Origin of the sequence: Stenotrophomonas panacihumi (assembly GCF_001431645.1) — a bacterium.
Taxonomy (GTDB): Bacteria; Pseudomonadota; Gammaproteobacteria; order Xanthomonadales; family Xanthomonadaceae; genus Stenotrophomonas_A; species Stenotrophomonas_A panacihumi.
On the sequence record NZ_LLXU01000058.1, the window covers coordinates 199,182 to 213,149 of the forward strand.

At 68.1% G+C, this 13,968-nt stretch carries 14 protein-coding genes and 1 rRNA gene; 5 read left to right on the top strand and 10 right to left on the bottom strand.

Translation table 11 applies throughout. The features are described 5' to 3' along the window. Positions 1-121 precede the first annotated feature (121 nt). Both pyrF and ARC20_RS05735 read right to left on the bottom strand, forming a co-directional pair. Positions 122-841 carry an orotidine-5'-phosphate decarboxylase gene (pyrF, locus tag ARC20_RS05730; RefSeq protein WP_057645646.1) on the bottom strand — a complete coding sequence of 240 codons (720 nt, stop codon included), beginning with the start codon at positions 839-841 and terminating at the stop codon, positions 122-124. Then, positions 838-1,776 carry a 5'-nucleotidase, lipoprotein e(P4) family gene (locus tag ARC20_RS05735; protein WP_057645648.1) on the bottom strand — a complete coding sequence of 313 codons (939 nt, stop codon included), beginning with the start codon at positions 1,774-1,776 and terminating at the stop codon, positions 838-840. Before ARC20_RS05735 ends, pyrF begins: the two co-directional genes overlap by 4 nt. A 108-nt stretch (positions 1,777-1,884) precedes the next feature. On the opposite strand from ARC20_RS05735, the gene ARC20_RS05740 reads away from it, so the two are divergent. Next, positions 1,885-2,541, top strand: a complete 657-nt coding sequence (locus ARC20_RS05740) for a YceH family protein (protein ID WP_057645728.1) — start codon at positions 1,885-1,887, stop codon at positions 2,539-2,541. A gap of 2 nt (positions 2,542-2,543) precedes the next feature. On the opposite strand, the gene ARC20_RS05745 is transcribed toward ARC20_RS05740, so the two are convergent. Both ARC20_RS05745 and rep read right to left on the bottom strand, forming a co-directional pair. Further along, positions 2,544-3,059 carry a GNAT family N-acetyltransferase gene (locus ARC20_RS05745; RefSeq protein WP_057645650.1) on the bottom strand — a complete coding sequence of 172 codons (516 nt, stop codon included), beginning with the start codon at positions 3,057-3,059 and terminating at the stop codon, positions 2,544-2,546. 58 nt (positions 3,060-3,117) lie between these two features. After that, entirely contained in the window at positions 3,118-5,094 is a 1,977-nt protein-coding gene (rep, locus tag ARC20_RS05750) for a DNA helicase Rep (protein ID WP_057645652.1), read from the bottom strand. A 66-nt stretch (positions 5,095-5,160) separates the two neighbouring features. Between rep and ARC20_RS05755 the strand changes: the two genes are divergently transcribed. From ARC20_RS05755 to ARC20_RS05770, 4 genes are all read left to right on the top strand, one after another. Beyond that, complete coding sequence (locus ARC20_RS05755) at positions 5,161-5,955, top strand: SEL1-like repeat protein (RefSeq protein WP_237642509.1); 795 nt, start codon at positions 5,161-5,163, stop codon at positions 5,953-5,955. A gap of 2 nt (positions 5,956-5,957) precedes the next feature. Then, positions 5,958-6,692 (top strand): hypothetical protein, encoded by a 735-nt coding sequence (locus ARC20_RS05760; RefSeq protein ID WP_237642510.1) that lies wholly within the window; start codon positions 5,958-5,960, stop codon positions 6,690-6,692. Positions 6,693-6,731: 39 nt separating this feature from the next. Then, positions 6,732-7,352: a thymidine kinase gene (locus tag ARC20_RS05765; RefSeq protein WP_057645660.1), complete on the top strand. Its 621-nt coding sequence runs from the start codon at positions 6,732-6,734 to the stop codon at positions 7,350-7,352. 85 nt (positions 7,353-7,437) lie between these two features. Then, positions 7,438-8,178 carry an SEL1-like repeat protein gene (locus ARC20_RS05770; protein ID WP_057645663.1) on the top strand — a complete coding sequence of 247 codons (741 nt, stop codon included), beginning with the start codon at positions 7,438-7,440 and terminating at the stop codon, positions 8,176-8,178. Between the two features lie 42 nt (positions 8,179-8,220). On the opposite strand, the gene ARC20_RS05775 is transcribed toward ARC20_RS05770, so the two are convergent. The 6 genes from ARC20_RS05775 to rrf form a co-directional block, all read right to left on the bottom strand. Continuing rightward, the gene (locus tag ARC20_RS05775; RefSeq protein WP_057645665.1) at positions 8,221-9,822 is read right to left on the bottom strand and encodes an OpgD/OpgG family glucan biosynthesis protein; all 1,602 of its coding nucleotides are present in this window, start codon (positions 9,820-9,822) and stop codon (positions 8,221-8,223) included. A gap of 85 nt (positions 9,823-9,907) precedes the next feature. Continuing rightward, positions 9,908-10,966, bottom strand: a complete 1,059-nt coding sequence (locus ARC20_RS05780; protein ID WP_081418050.1) for a DUF4380 domain-containing protein — start codon at positions 10,964-10,966, stop codon at positions 9,908-9,910. A 64-nt stretch (positions 10,967-11,030) separates the two neighbouring features. Further along, entirely contained in the window at positions 11,031-12,182 is a 1,152-nt protein-coding gene (locus ARC20_RS05785) for a serine/threonine-protein kinase (protein WP_057645671.1), read from the bottom strand. 9 nt (positions 12,183-12,191) lie between these two features. After that, on the bottom strand, positions 12,192-12,758 hold the full coding sequence (locus ARC20_RS05790; RefSeq protein WP_057645673.1) for an ECF-type sigma factor: 567 nt from the start codon (positions 12,756-12,758) through the stop codon (positions 12,192-12,194). Between the two features lie 66 nt (positions 12,759-12,824). Beyond that, positions 12,825-13,640 carry a bifunctional DNA-formamidopyrimidine glycosylase/DNA-(apurinic or apyrimidinic site) lyase gene (gene mutM, locus ARC20_RS05795; RefSeq protein WP_057645675.1) on the bottom strand — a complete coding sequence of 272 codons (816 nt, stop codon included), beginning with the start codon at positions 13,638-13,640 and terminating at the stop codon, positions 12,825-12,827. Positions 13,641-13,794: 154 nt separating this feature from the next. Next, positions 13,795-13,909: ribosomal RNA gene (gene rrf / locus ARC20_RS05800) — 5S ribosomal RNA — on the bottom strand. Positions 13,910-13,968: the final 59 nt, after the last annotated feature.

Sequence of the window (13,968 nt, forward strand, 5' to 3'; positions counted from 1 at the left end):
CGGTGGACAGTGTTGTGGCACATCTCCGGCGTGAGCCGGACGGGGGCGATGCTACGCCACCCCCGATGTTTAGGCAAACCTTGACCTTAGTTGTTCAATTGATTGTTTTTATTGGACAACATCAAAGCTTCAGGGAGGCGATCTCGGCCTGGATGGCCTCCGCGGCGACCACCGGGTCGGCGGCGTTGCGGATCGGCCGGCCCACCACGATGGCGTCGGCGCCGTCGCGGAAGGCGTCGGCCACGCCGACGGTGCGCTGCTGGTCGTCACCGACCGGGCCGCCCGGGCGGATGCCGGGGCACACGATGGAGAAGCCGGCGCCAGTGGCGCGGCGGATCGGCCCGGCTTCCTGGCCCGAGGCGATCACGCCATCGATGCCGGCCGCCTGGGCCGCCAGCGCGCGCTCGACCACCACGTCGACCGGCTCGCGGTCGATGCCCATGGCGCGCAGGTCCTCACGGCCCATCGAGGTCAGCACGGTGACCGCAAGCAGGCGCATCTCGCTGCGGTTGGCTTCCACGGCGGCCTGCAGCATCGGCGCGTGCCAGCCGTGGACGGTGCAGTAGCTCACCGGCCACTGCGACAGGCGGCCGATCACCCCGCCGATGGTGGCCGGGATGTCGAAGAACTTCAGGTCCACGAAGATGCGCTTGTCGCGCTTGGCCAGTTCGTCGAGCACGTCGAAGTACTCGCCCGAGGCCAGCAGCTCCATGCCGATCTTGTAGAACGACACCGCCTCGCCGAGGCGGTCGATCCACGCCACCGCCTCGCGGCGGCCCGGCACGTCGAGCGCGAAGATCAGGCGCTCGCGGTCGGTCAGCGGCAGCGGCGGGCGGCTCACGGGGCCACGTCCAGGGCGTCGCGCTTGGCCTGGCGGCGGGCTTCGCGCGGCTGGGTGTAGTCATTGTTGAACTGCGCCGGCTCCCAGCCGCCGTAGCTCGGGTTGGGCAGCATCCACCAGCGCTCGCCAAACCAGTCGTCGTACTGCTCCAGCAGCTCGCCGCGGCCCTGCGGGGTGTTGGCGATGACCTGCACGAAGTCGCCCAGCTGGTCGCCGAACTGCATCAGCACGCGGTACTTCTGCCCGGCCAGGCGGCGGCGGCAGTTCTTCTCGCTGCCGTTCTGCTCGCAGTCCTTCACGAAGGTGCCCAGGCCGAGGAACACGCTGTCGTCGGCCACCGGCATGCCCACCGCGCGCAGGTTGGCCAGGGTGGCCTCCTGCAGGTGCTGGGCACGGTTGGAGATGTACAGGATGGTCACGCCCTTGGCGGCGGCGGCCTTGGCGAAGTCGACCACGCCCGGCACGGCCTTGGCCTTCTTCTCGGCGACCCAGTTCGACCAGGTCACTTCGTCGTATTCCTGGTTGTCGCGGATCAGGCGGGCCTGGTACGGCGAGTTGTCGAGCACGGTTTCGTCGACGTCCATCACCACGGCCGGCTTCAGGCCCTGGGTCGCGTTGCCGCGCTCTTCCGGCACCAGCGCGTCCCAGTTGGCCTGCTTGAGGGCCTCGTCGAGGCGGTCGGCGGCGGCGCGGTAGGTCTGCTCGGACAGCGCGCGGTATTCCTCCGAGCGCTGCATCCACAGCACGGCATTGAGGTTGTCATCGGCGGCGACGCCGGCGGCGGCCGGCTTGGGCTCCGGCGCCTTGGGGGCGGCCGAGGGCGCCAGGGCCGGCTTGGCGGCGGGGGTGCCCTCCGGGCCCTGCACCTTGCAGGCGCCAAGGGCCAGCATGGCGCCGGCGAGGAGGGTCAGGGAAAGGGAAGTGCTGCGACGCATGGGCTACCACCGTGGAAAGTGGCGCAATTTTAACGGCTCCGGGATGACCTGCGGGTTTCAGTCCCCGGCGGGGGGCGGCTATCCTGCCGGCCCCGTGTGCCGCAGGTGATGCCCATGTCCGACGATACCCCCGAGATCCCGCGCCTCGATGCCGTGCAGGCACGCGTGCTCGGCTGCCTGGTCGAGAAGGAGGCCACCACGCCGGACACCTATCCGCTGACGGTCAACGCCGCGCAGGTGGCGGCCAACCAGAAGACGGCGCGCGAGCCGGTCATGGCGCTGGAGGCGGGGCAAGTGCACCACGCGCTGCGCCAGCTCGAAGCGATGGGGCTGGTGCGCCAGCAGTTCTCCTCGCGCGCCGAGCGCTACGAACACCGACTGGAAACCGCGCTGGCCCTCACCCGCCAGCAGACCGTGGTACTGGCCCTGCTCTGCCTGCGCGGGCCGCAGACGGTGCACGAGCTGTTCGCGCGCAGCGAGCGCCTGCTGCGTTTCGCCGACGCCGAGGAAGTGCGCCACGTGCTTGATCGCCTGGGCGCGCGTGGCCTGGCCGGGGTGCTGCCCCGCGCCAGTGGACAGCGCGAGGAGCGCTACGCGCATGCGCTGTGCGGACCGGTGGAGGCGATGGCGCCGATGGCCGATTCGGCGACGCCCGACGCGCCCGCCACGCCGGGACTGGCCAGCCGGGTGGAAGCGCTGGAGGCCGAGGTTGCCGAACTGCGTGCGCTGCTGGAACAGCTGCGCCAGGCCCTGCCCGGGGGCTGAGGTCAGAGGCGGATGGCGTAGTACGCCAGCAGCTCGCGCTCCGGCGCGATTCGGTACTCGCCTTCGCGTTTCAGGCCGAGCTTTTCCAGCAGGCCGACGGAGGCCGGGTTGTCCGGCGAGACGATGGCGCACAGCGCCTTCAACCCGAGCATGTCGCGCGCGTAGGCCATCACGCCGCGCGCGGCTTCCTCGGCATAGCCGTGGCCCCGATACGCGCCGAGCAGCGCATAGCCGATATCCGGCAATGCCAGGTCGGGGCGCTGGATCAGGCCGGCGGTCCCGATGAACGTGCCGCCCTCGCGCACCTCGATGGCGTAGTGGCCGAAGCCATGCACGGCGTACTGCGCGCCGTGCCAGCCGGCCAGGTAATCGCGAGCCTGGGCCTCGGTGCGCACCTGGCGGTCGCCAATGCCGGCGATGAAGCCCGGGTCGTTGAGCAGCGCGAGCATGTTCGCCGCGTCGCGCTCGGGCGAGAGCTCGCGCAGGTGCAGGCGACGCGTCTGGATCAGGGCAGGCATGCGAGGTTCTCGTGGTGCGGAGGCACAGCCTGACCGCACGCGCGGAGGCCCGCAAGCCTCAATCGAACAGCGCCTGGATCGCCGCCAGGCCGGCGCTCGCGCGTTCCTTCTTGCGCTCGGCGTCGGCCACGGGGTCGGCGCCGTCGCGCTGGATTTCCCCGGCAGGAATCTCGTCGAAGAAACGGCTCGGCTTGAGGCGGATCTGCTCGCCGAACTTGCGGGTGAGCTTGCTGTGGCTCATCCACAGCTGCTCCTTGGCACGGGTGATGCCCACGTAGAGCAGCCGGCGTTCTTCCTGCAGGTTGCCTTCCTCCAGGCTGACTTCATGCGGCAGCACGCCGTCCTCGCAGCCGACGATGAAGACGTAGCGGAACTCCAGACCCTTGGAAGCATGCAGGGTCATCATGCGCACCTGGTTGCCGCCGTCGTCCTTGTCGTTGCGCGACAGCAGCGCGAGCTGCGCGGCCAGGTCACCGGCACTGGCGCCGCGCGGGCCGCCCTCGAACCATTCCGCCAGTTCCTCCAGGTTCGCCTTGCGGCGCTGGAAGCCCGCTTCGTCCTTGCTCTGGTTACGCAGGTCGGTGAGCAGGCCGGACTTCTCGGCCAGCTTGCGCACCAGGTCCGCGGCCGGCAGCACGGCGGACTGCTGGCGCAGCTCGCGCAGGATGTCGGTGAACGCGCTCAGGCCGTTGGCCGCGCGCGGCGGCAGGTGCTGCAGCGCGCCCATCGATTCGGCCGCGCGCGACATCGGCACGTGCTTGCTGGCGGCCAGCTCGGCCAGCTTGGCCAGCGAGCCGGCGCCCACCTCGCGCTTGGGCGACTGCACGGCGCGCAGGAACGCCGCGTCATCGTCCGGATTGACGATCAGCCGCAGCCAGGACAGCAGGTCCTTCACTTCCTGGCGTTCGAGGAACGCCGTGCCGCCGGTGAGGTGGTAAGGCACGCGCAGCAGCTGCATGGCCTTTTCCAGCGGGCGCGACTGGAAATTGCCGCGGAACAGGATGCAGAAGTCGCTCCACGGCACCTGCTTGGAGGTGGCGAGATAGGAAATCTCGGCGGCGACCTTCTCCGCTTCATGCTCACTGTCGCGGCATTCCCATACGCGGATGCGCTCGCCGTCGGCCTGGTCGCTCCACAGCGTCTTCAGGTGCTCGTGCGGGTTGTGCGCGATCAGCGCGTTGGCCGCGCGCAGCACGCGGTTGGAGCAGCGGTAGTTCTGCTCGAGCTTGACGATCTCCAGCTTGGGGTAGTCGCGCCCCATCTGCAGCAGGTTGTCCGGGTTGGCGCCGCGCCAGGCGTAGATGCTCTGGTCGTCGTCGCCCACGCAGGTGAAGTTGCCGCGCTCGCCGGCGAGCATCTTCAGCAGGCGGTACTGGGCATCGTTGGTGTCCTGGCACTCGTCGACCAGCAGGTAGCCGATGCGCTCGCGCCAGGCCATCACGATCTCTGGGTTGGATTCGAGGATCTGCACCGGCAGGCGGATCAGGTCGTCGAAGTCCACCGCGTTGAACGTGGTCAGGCGCGCCTGGTAACGCTCGTAGAGGCTGGCGGCTTCCTTCTCGCGGTTGCTGCGCGCCGCTTCCATCGCCTGCTGTGGCGAGAGGCCGGCGTTCTTGGCGCGCGAGATCAGGTTCCTGGCGTCCTCGATGACGTCGGGCTTGGCGCCGTGCAGCAGGTCTTTCACCTGCGCGGCGGCATCGTCCGAGTCGAAGATCGAAAAGCCGCGCTTGAGGCCGGCGGCCTCGTGCTCGACCTGCAGGAACTTCAGCCCCAGCGCGTGGAAGGTGCAGATGGTCAGGCCATCGGCCGCCTCGCCACGGATGCGCTTGCCCACGCGCTCGCGCATTTCCTTCGCCGACTTGTTGGTGAAGGTGATGGCGGCGATGCGACGGGCGGGGTAGCGGTGGGTCGCGATCAGGTGGGCGATCTTCTCCACGATCACGCGCGTCTTGCCGCTGCCGGCGCCAGCCAGCACCAACAGGGGACCTTCGCAGTGCAGGACCGCGGCGCGCTGGGGGGGATTGAGACCGTGCATGGAGACTTCCGTGGGCCGCCGCATTGTAGCCGGGACTGTGACTGGCTCATCAGCTTGACGGACCCGATGGGTTGCAGTATCTGGGCCATTCCCCTGGTGGCAACGGAGGCTTCCATGCGGTTTCCCCTGGCCCTCCTGGCCGCCTCGATGGCGGCAGTGCTGGCGGCGGCCCCGGCGCGTGCCTCGGACGAGTCCGGACTTCCCGGCGTGGCGCCGGGCGACTACGAGGTCGTCCTGTCCGAAAGCTTCATGCAGTCGCATCCGGACATGCTGTATCGGATGCGCGGGCTCGGCGCGCTCAATCGGGGCGAAGGACGCCAGGCCGAAGACAACTTCCGCCGCGCAGCCAAGTACGCCGACAAGCTCTCGCAGGCGTTCATCGCGCAGATGCTGTGGGAGGGGCGTGGCATCGCGCAGGATCGGGCGCTGGCCTATGCCTGGATGGACCTGGCGGCCGAACGCGGCTCGCCGATGCTGGTCGCCGAACGCGAGCGCTACTGGGACGCACTCGACGAGGCGCAGCGCGCGCGCGCCGTGGCGGAAGGCAAGGCGATCTATGCCCGGTATGCCGACGACGTGGCCAAGCCCCGACTCGAAACCGAGATGCGCCGATCGCGCAAGAACGAGGCGGTTGGCAGCCGGCTGGGCAGCGTGGTGACGCAAGTGAACGTTTGCATCGGCGACTGGAAGGTCAGCGACATGCAACTGGTGTGCAACCGGAGCATCGCGGCGGAACACTATTACCAGGACCGGTTCTGGAAACCTGCCGACTACTGGAAGTGGCAAGAGCAGCAGATCAGCGTGCCCAAGGGCGAGATCCAGCTGGGCACGCCCGAAACCGTGAAGAAGGATGGAACCTGATGATGAAGACCGCCTGCGCCCTCGCGCTTCCGCTCCTGCTGGCATTGCCCTTCGCGGCCGGTGCCCAGTCCTATGGCCAGATGCTGGGCAGCTCGCCGCGCATGGACGACCCAAACGTGGCCGCTTCCGAGGCGATGGAAGACGCCCATCCCGACCAGCGCTTCCGCCGCCTCGGCTATGAAGCCGCGCAGAAGGGCCGCACGGAAGACGCCCGGCGCTACTACCGCACGGCGTCGCGCTACGGCGACAAGATCTCGCAGGCCGCGCTGGCCGAGCTGATGTGGACCGGACAAGGCGGCGAAACCGATCGCGCCTTGGGCTACGCATGGATGGACCTGGCCGCCGAGCGCGGCACGCCCTACCTGCTCGCCAAGCGCGAGCACTATTGGGAACAGATGGATGACGGCGAGCGCCAGCGCGCCCTGCAGGAAGGCGTGGCGGTGTATTCGGAATACGGCGACAAGGTCGCCAAACCGCGCCTGGAACGGGTGATGCGCAAGGAGCGCACCCAGGTGACCGGCAGCCGCACCGGCTTCATCGGCACGCTGGACGTGTACCTCATGGAGCCTTCCACGGCCTCCGGTTCGCGCGTGATCGCGCAGCAGTACTACCAGGGCAAGTACTGGAAGCCCGACGAATACTGGAAGAGCCAGGACAAGCTGATCGAGCGCCAAGGCCAGGTGCACGTCGGCGCGGTCGAGGTTCCCGACGAAGCTCCCGCCGAACCCAGGCACTGAGCGCAGGCCGATGCCGGCCATGCCGCTAGAATTGGCGGCATGGCCAAGCTCTATTTCTATTATTCGGCGATGAATGCGGGCAAGACGACGACCTTGCTGCAGTCCGCCCACAACTATCGCGAGCGCGGCATGCGCACGCTGATCCTCACGCCCAAGCTGGACCATCGCGCCGGCAGCGGCGTGGTGGCCTCGCGCATCGGCCTGCGGGCCGAAGGCGTGTCGTTCGATCGCGACCGCGACCTGCTGCGGCTGGTCGAAGAGGACATCGCCGGGCTCGGCAAGCTGGACTGCGTGCTGGTGGACGAAGCCCAGTTCCTCACCCGCGCGCAGGTCTGGCAGCTCAGCGAGGTGGTCGACCAGCTGCGCATCCCGGTGCTGTGCTACGGCCTGCGCACCGACTTCCGCGGCGAGCTGTTCGAGGGCAGCCAGTACCTGCTGGCGTGGGCCGACGAGATGCAGGAGATCAAGACGATCTGCCATACCGGCAGCAAGGCGACGATGACCGTGCGCGTGGATGAGCACGGCCACGCGGTGCAGGATGGGCCGCAGGTGGAGATCGGCGGCAACGAGCGCTACGTGTCGGTGAGCCGCGCGGAATACAAGCGGATCATGCGTGGCGAAGGACGCATCGAGCCGCTGCAGGAGTCGCTGCCCTGGTGAATGCGCGCGCGGGCTAGGTCGTTGGTTGGGTTGTCCGCGCGGCGGGATTGTGGAAAATCCAGTCGAAGTCTCAAGGAGAGAGATCATGCGACATGCATTTCGCCTGTGTGCGCTCGGGCTGGCCTTCGGCTTGTTCGCCCAGCCCGCATCGGCCACCGATCCCACGCGGGCCTTCCAGGATTTTCCCGCCGAAGTGCTCACGGACGGCTTCCTCGAAGCGCACCTGGATCTTTTCTATCGCAAGGCAGGCACCGCCGCAGACAAGCGCGGTGACTTCGCCGAGGCGCGCAAGCAATACCAGCTCGCCGCGCGCTATGCCGACAAGCCTTCGCAGGCCCGCCTGGGCGAAATCTACTGGGAAGGCCAGGGCGTGCAGGCCGATCACGTGATGGGCTTCCTGTGGATGGCGCTGGCCGCCGAGCGTGGCTACGACGCGTTCGCGGCCCGCAAGATGCAGTACTGGAACGCGCTCACGCCCGACGAACGCAAGCGCGCGGTGACGCTGGACCAGAAGATGCTCGGCGAATACGGCGACGCCGTGGCCAAGCCTCGGCAGGCGACGGTGATGCGTCGCGAGGCGTTGCGCGGCACCGGCGGGCTGCTGGGTTATTCGGGCGCCTCGTCGCTGTCGATCACCACCGCGCGCGGCGGCAACATCGACCCGGAAGTGTTCTACGCCAAGGAGTTCTGGGAACCCGAGGCGTATTGGCAGATGCAGGACTACGTCTGGGACGGCCGCAGCCCGGGCCGCGTCGATATCGGCGAAGTGCAGGACCTCGGCAAGCAGCCGCCGTCCGATGCCAAGCCCAAGGACGAGCATCCCTGAGCCGATGCGCCGCGCCTTGATCGGGGCGCGGCGCGCTCACGCTCAGTAGAGCTTGCGCTCCGACGCCGGCGGCGGCGTCCACTGGTACAGCCAGGTTTCTGTGAGCGGCTTGCCCTGCAGGCGCAGGTACAGGCGGATGTCGATCTGCTGCGTCGAATCGTCCGGCGGCACCACGTCGAACATCGCGCGGTAGCCGGAGATCTCGTGCAGCGGCCGCGCCGAAACGATCTCGGTCTTGCCGCGCGACACCTGCAGCACGGCTTCGACCTGCAGGTTGTTGGCCTTGGCCAATGCGGCGAGCTCCCCACCGGCGAAATCCACCGCGAAGCGCCAGGAGAAATGCTCGCGCTTCTGGCCGATCACCCCGCCCAGGCCGGTGCGCGTGGCCACGCACAGCGCCAGCGGCGAGGACGCCGGCGGATGCGCGCCCCAGTACAGGCGATAGCCGACCAGCAGCTCCTGGCCCGGCTGCGGCTTGGCTTCCGGGTTCCAGAACGCGACGATGTTGTCGAAGGTCTCGTCCACGGTAGGGATTTCGACCAGCTGCACCGAGCCCTTGCCCCAGCCAGCCTTGGGTTCCACCCACAGGCACGGACGCTTCTCGTAGAAGACGCCGTCGTCCTGGTAATGGTCGAAGTTGCGGTCGCGCTGCAGCAGGCCGAAGCCGCGCGGGTTCTCGTCGACGAACATGTTGAAGCGCAGGTGCGGCGGATTGGCCAGCGGACGCCAGATCCACTCGCCGCTGCCCGTCCACATCGACAGGCCATCGGTATCGTGGATTTCCGGGCGCCAGTCCCACGCCATGCGGCGGTCGTTCTCGCCGGTCTGGTACATGCTCGTGCACGGCGCGATGCCCAGGCGCTCGATGGTCTTGCGCGGGTACAGCGCGCTGTCGATGTCCATGATCAGCACTTCGCCGTTGGTGATGGCGAAGCGGTAGGCGCCGGCGACGCTGGGCGAATCCAGCAGGCCGTAGACGACGACGGTGTTGGAGTCGGCCGCCGGCTTTTCCAGGTAGTAGGCGATGAAGTCCGGGAATTCCTCCGGCTTGCCGGTGCCGGTATCGATCGCCAGGCCGCGCGCGGACTGGCCGTACTGGCCTTCGGCGCCGACCGCGCGGAAATAACTGGCGCCCAGGAAGGCGGCGAAGTCGCGGTTGGTGTCCTGGCGGGTGTTGAGCCGGAAGCCGGCGAAGCCCAGGTCGCGCGGCAGGCCCTTGCCCTGCAGGCCGCTCTTGCCGTAATCGAACGCGGCCGGATCGTACGCCAGCTCCTGCGCCTTGCCGTCCAGCACTTCGAACATGCGTACCGGCGAATGGAAGTACAGGCCGAGGTGGAAGAACTTCGCCTGGAACTTGCCGGGCTTGTCCGCCCACAGGGCATGGTCCTGGCGATAGCCGATGGACTGGTACTGGTCCCAGGTCAGGCTTTCCACCGGGCCGGGCAGCACGCGCTTGTGGGTCTGGTACGGCGCGTTGGCCAATGCCCGCGCCTGGCCCTTCAGCCAGGCGAAGTCGAACGGCTGCGGCTCGCCCAGGCGGCGCAGGCCCACGGCGTCGGCGGCCAGGGCCCAGCCCGGGATCGTCGGCAGGCCGAGACCGGCGAGCGCGGCGGCGGCGTTCTTGAGGAATTGGCGTCTTTCCATGGGCCGTTTGGCAGCAGGTGGGGGAAGAACGCACATCATAGCCAGCCGGTCGGCGAACCGATGGCTGGCCGATGAATACGCGCCGTCAGGGCGCGCAGGCGCCTTCCAGCTGCAGGCGGACCGCGTGGTGGCAGAGGAAGTCGCGTTGCGCCTTGAGTTCGTCCGGGCCGTCATAGCGCAGCAGCGTCCAGCGTTCGGCCGCGTGCATGCGTTCGCCCGGGGCGAGCTGGCGATAGGGGGCGTGGACTTCCATTTCCATCAGGCCCTGCCCCCGCGCGTAGGACGGCGCATCGAGATAGAGCTCGACCTGGCCCTGCTCCGGATGGATGCGCTCGCGCGGCTGGTGCTCGAAGCGGATGAGCAGCATCTGGTGGCCCGCGAAGCCGGCCATCCAGCCGGAGGACGGCTGCAGGCGATACTTGCCGCGCTGGATCAGCGGCGAGTCGGCCGATTGCGCGGTGAGCACGAACAGGCCGGCGTTCCAGGCGTGCCGCGGCGCGGTGGTGCCCGGATCGGTGGAGGCCTGCAGGTCGATATCCCGCTCCGCATCGGCTACCGGCACGAACACCCGGGTGTCGGCGGCGACGCGCGTGTTGAACCAGAGATCCCACGACACCGGCGTGGCGCGCACGTTGCGGGCCTGCGCTTCCACCCACACGGTGTCCGGCGACTCTTCGTCCAGGCGAACCTGCTTGCGCAGGCGCACGCCGGTCACGGGACTGTCGATGCCTTCCACGGTGAACTGGCGTGCGTCCCGGGATCGCACGCGCACGTTGGCCAAGGAGAGATAGGGATCGGGCGGCCAGTTCGCGGCGGCGTCGCGGCGCGCGGGATTGACGTCCTGGTGCAGCCACCATTGGCTTTGCGGGCCGACCCATACGTCATGGCCGAGATACGGAATATCGCCTGCCGTCGCGGACAACGCCGGGCGGGGCTGGTCGCGGATGGCCGCCTCGCCGATCTTCAGCACGTTGGGTTCGCCGACCAGGTGCCAGGACAGGATGCGGCCGCCGAAAGCGGGCGTGGCTTCCAGCCTGACGGTGCCGTTGTCGAGCACGAGGCGGGAGGTATCCGGGCCGGCCGCCGCGGGTGCGATGCTAGCGACCAAGCCGAGCAAGAGAAAAGAACCGTGGAGTGCGCGCATGTAGCCCTTCCGCTGCGATCGCCCCTATTGTCACCGCAGCGGCGCGGCGGGCAAAGGCGTTGCGTCAGGCCTGCGCGGGAGGCGGCAAGGGACTGCGGCGCCACCGCCGCAGCCAGCCTGTCGACGAGGCGGATGCCGGCGGCATGAGGGGTTCGCCGCGCTGCCAGCGTCGCAGGTCGGTGGCGAGCGCGGTCACGCTGGCATAGCGTTGGGTGGCGGCTTTCTGCAGGGCCTTCAGCACGATGGCGTCCAGGTCGCCGCGCAGGCACGACGCCCGACGTGCGGCCGCGTTTGCCGGTTGCCGCTGGACCAGGGCCGAGGGCGGCGTCACCTCCGCGCGCAGCACCGCGCGTTCCCATTCCGCATCGCTCTGGCGGCGCAGGCGGTAAGGCTTCTGGCCGGTCAGCAGTTCGTAGAGCACCACGCCGAGCGAGTAGACGTCGGCCGTGGTGTCGACCGCTTCGCCGCGGATCTGCTCGGGCGCCGCATAGTGGAGCGTGAATGCACGCGTGGCATCGTCGGGCGCCGGCTCCAGCGATTCGCCGCGCCGGCACGCGATGCCGAAGTCGAGCAGGCGCACCTCGCCGTAGGCGTCGACCAGGATGTTGGACGGTTTCACGTCGCGATGGACGATGTCCTGCGCGTGCACGTGTTCCAGCGCTTCGCACACTTGCAGGAAGAGTTCGACGCAGTGGCGGGGCGTGGCGGCATGGTGCCGGCAGTAGTCGATGATCGGCTCCCCCGGGGCGTATTCGAGCGCGAGGTAGAGCTGGCCTTCTTCGCCTGCGTCATGCAGCCGGGGGATGCGCGCGTGGGAAAGCTGCAGCAGGGTGTCGCGTTCGCGCAGGAAGCGGGCCCGCAGGTGCGGGTCGGCCAGGTCCGGGCGCAAGAGCTTCAGCGCGACCTGGAGGGGTACGGTGCGGCGGACGTCCGTCGCCAGCCAGACCTGGCCCATGCCGCCTTCGCCGAGCAGTTCATGGAGCTGGTAGCAGCCCACGCGATCGCCGCGGGCGGCGGATTGATCGTGATAGCCGAGCAATGGCTCGGCAATGAAGCCGGTGCTCTGCTTTTCCATCGCCAGCAGCCGCGACAGTTCGGCGGCCTGCGAGGGCTCGGCCTGCGCGAGTTGTTGCAGGCGCTGTGCCCTCAGGTCTTCATCCAGTTCGAGCAGCTCGTCGAGCAGCGGCGAGAGTTGGGCCCAGCGGCGCGCGTCCATGGCGTTGGCTCATCCTTCCTGCATCGAGGCGAGCAGGAGCATCCGCGCTTTCTGCCAGTCACGCCGGATGCTGCGTTCGGAGCGTTGCATGAGCTCGGCGATCTCCTGCTCGGAAAGTCCAGCGAAGTAGCGCAGTTCGACTACCTTGGCCAGGCGTTCGTCGACCGAATGCAGGCGGTTGAGCGCGACATCCAGCGCAAGCAGGTTCTCATCCAGGCGCACGCCGCTGTCGCTGTCTTCAGGAATTTCGGCTACGCGCTTGAGGTCGCCGCCGCGCTTGCGGGCCAGGCGGTTGCGCGCGTAGTCCACGACGACGCTGCGCATCGCCGACGCCGCGTAGGCGAAGAAGTGCGCGCGATCATCGAAGCGGGCGCCACCACTGGCGCCGAGCAACTTCAGGTAAGACTCGTGGACGAGGGAGGTCGGGTCGAGCGTGTGGTTCTGCTGGCCCGCCAGCTGCCGGCGCGCCATGGCGTGCAACTCGCGGTAGAGCGTGGCGAGGACGCGATCAAGCGCGGCACGGTCGCCCGCGCGCGCGGAATCCAGCCAGAGGGTGATATCCGTCGACTCGGCCATGGTGCAGTCCTTACACCGTAGATGGCGCGGACTATAGCCGTGAACGGGCCGACCGGGGTGAAGGCGTCAACGCTGGCAGCGCGGACACCAGACGCTGGCGCGCTGGCCGATGGTGGCGTGCCGAAGCGGCTTTCCGCAGCTGCGGCAGGGTTCGTCCTCGCGGCCGTAGACCAGCAACTCCTGCTCGAAATAGCCGGGCGCACCGTCCGGACTGATGAAATCGCGCAAGGTAGTACCGCCACGCTGAATGGCGTGCGCCAGGATCTCCTTCACGGCGTCTGCAAGCTTCTGGTAGCGCTCGCGGGAAACTTTCCCGGCCTCGCGCAGAGGACTGATGCCCGCTCTGAACAGGCTTTCCGCGGCATAGATATTGCCAACGCCCACAACCACGGCCTGGTCCATGAGAAAGGTTTTTACCGGTGCGCGCCGGCCCCTGCTCAAGTCGAACAGTTGGTCGCCATCGAAATCGGGGGAGAGGGGTTCTGGGCCCAGATCCGCCAGCAGGGGATGGGTTTCGCCGGGTGCCTGCCAGAGCAACGCGCCGAAGCGGCGTGGGTCGTTGAATCGCAGCAACCGACCGTTATCGAGGCTGATGTCCACGTGATCGTGTGCGCGTACGGGCGTATCACCCGGCAAAACGCGCAGGCTTCCCGACATGCCCAGGTGCAACAGCGCGCTGCCGTTGTGCTCTGTATCAAGCAGGAGATATTTGGCGCGCCGGCGGAGTGCGGTGATCTTCGCCCCAGGCAGTTCACGTTCGATTTCCGCGGGGATCGGCCAACGCAGGTCAGGCCTGCGCAGGATCACGCCGTGGATGCGACGGCGGAGCAGGTGGGGCTCCAGCCCGCGCAACGTGGTTTCGACTTCTGGCAATTCTGGCATGGCGAGATCCAGGGCCTGCAGGGAAGTGACATGGGCGTCGGCCCGGGCTTCGCTGGATATATGGGCGCGGCGCGACGTCCCAATGCCAATTCGATTTTATCTCGCGCAAAAGACAAACCCCCAGCCGATTGGCTGGGGGTTTGCGGGGTAAAGCCCCTGGCGATGACCTACTCTCGCATGGCTTGAGCCACACTACCATCGGCGCGGCTGCGTTTCACTTCCGAGTTCGGGATGGGATCGGGTGGTTCCACAGCGCTAATTTCACCAGGGAGACGGTTGGAGCGTCGCCATCCAAGGAACGGATGAGGCGCGCGTCTCGCATAGTTAT

Coding starts and splice junctions, on each gene's coding strand:
- ARC20_RS05770 (WP_057645663.1), top strand. CDS start 7,438: ATGCGACATGCATTTCGCCTGTGTGCGCTCGGGCTGGCCTTCGGCTTG.
- ARC20_RS05735 (WP_057645648.1), bottom strand. CDS start 1,776: ATGCGTCGCAGCACTTCCCTTTCCCTGACCCTCCTCGCCGGCGCCATG.
- ARC20_RS05765 (WP_057645660.1), top strand. CDS start 6,732: ATGGCCAAGCTCTATTTCTATTATTCGGCGATGAATGCGGGCAAGACG.
- mutM (WP_057645675.1), bottom strand. CDS start 13,640: ATGCCAGAATTGCCAGAAGTCGAAACCACGTTGCGCGGGCTGGAGCCC.
- ARC20_RS05745 (WP_057645650.1), bottom strand. CDS start 3,059: ATGCCTGCCCTGATCCAGACGCGTCGCCTGCACCTGCGCGAGCTCTCG.
- ARC20_RS05775 (WP_057645665.1), bottom strand. CDS start 9,822: ATGGAAAGACGCCAATTCCTCAAGAACGCCGCCGCCGCGCTCGCCGGT.
- ARC20_RS05740 (WP_057645728.1), top strand. CDS start 1,885: ATGCCCATGTCCGACGATACCCCCGAGATCCCGCGCCTCGATGCCGTG.
- ARC20_RS05760 (WP_237642510.1), top strand. CDS start 5,958: ATGAAGACCGCCTGCGCCCTCGCGCTTCCGCTCCTGCTGGCATTGCCC.
- ARC20_RS05790 (WP_057645673.1), bottom strand. CDS start 12,758: ATGGCCGAGTCGACGGATATCACCCTCTGGCTGGATTCCGCGCGCGCG.
- ARC20_RS05785 (WP_057645671.1), bottom strand. CDS start 12,182: ATGGACGCGCGCCGCTGGGCCCAACTCTCGCCGCTGCTCGACGAGCTG.
- ARC20_RS05780 (WP_081418050.1), bottom strand. CDS start 10,966: ATGCGCGCACTCCACGGTTCTTTTCTCTTGCTCGGCTTGGTCGCTAGC.
- rep (WP_057645652.1), bottom strand. CDS start 5,094: ATGCACGGTCTCAATCCCCCCCAGCGCGCCGCGGTCCTGCACTGCGAA.
- ARC20_RS05755 (WP_237642509.1), top strand. CDS start 5,161: ATGGGTTGCAGTATCTGGGCCATTCCCCTGGTGGCAACGGAGGCTTCC.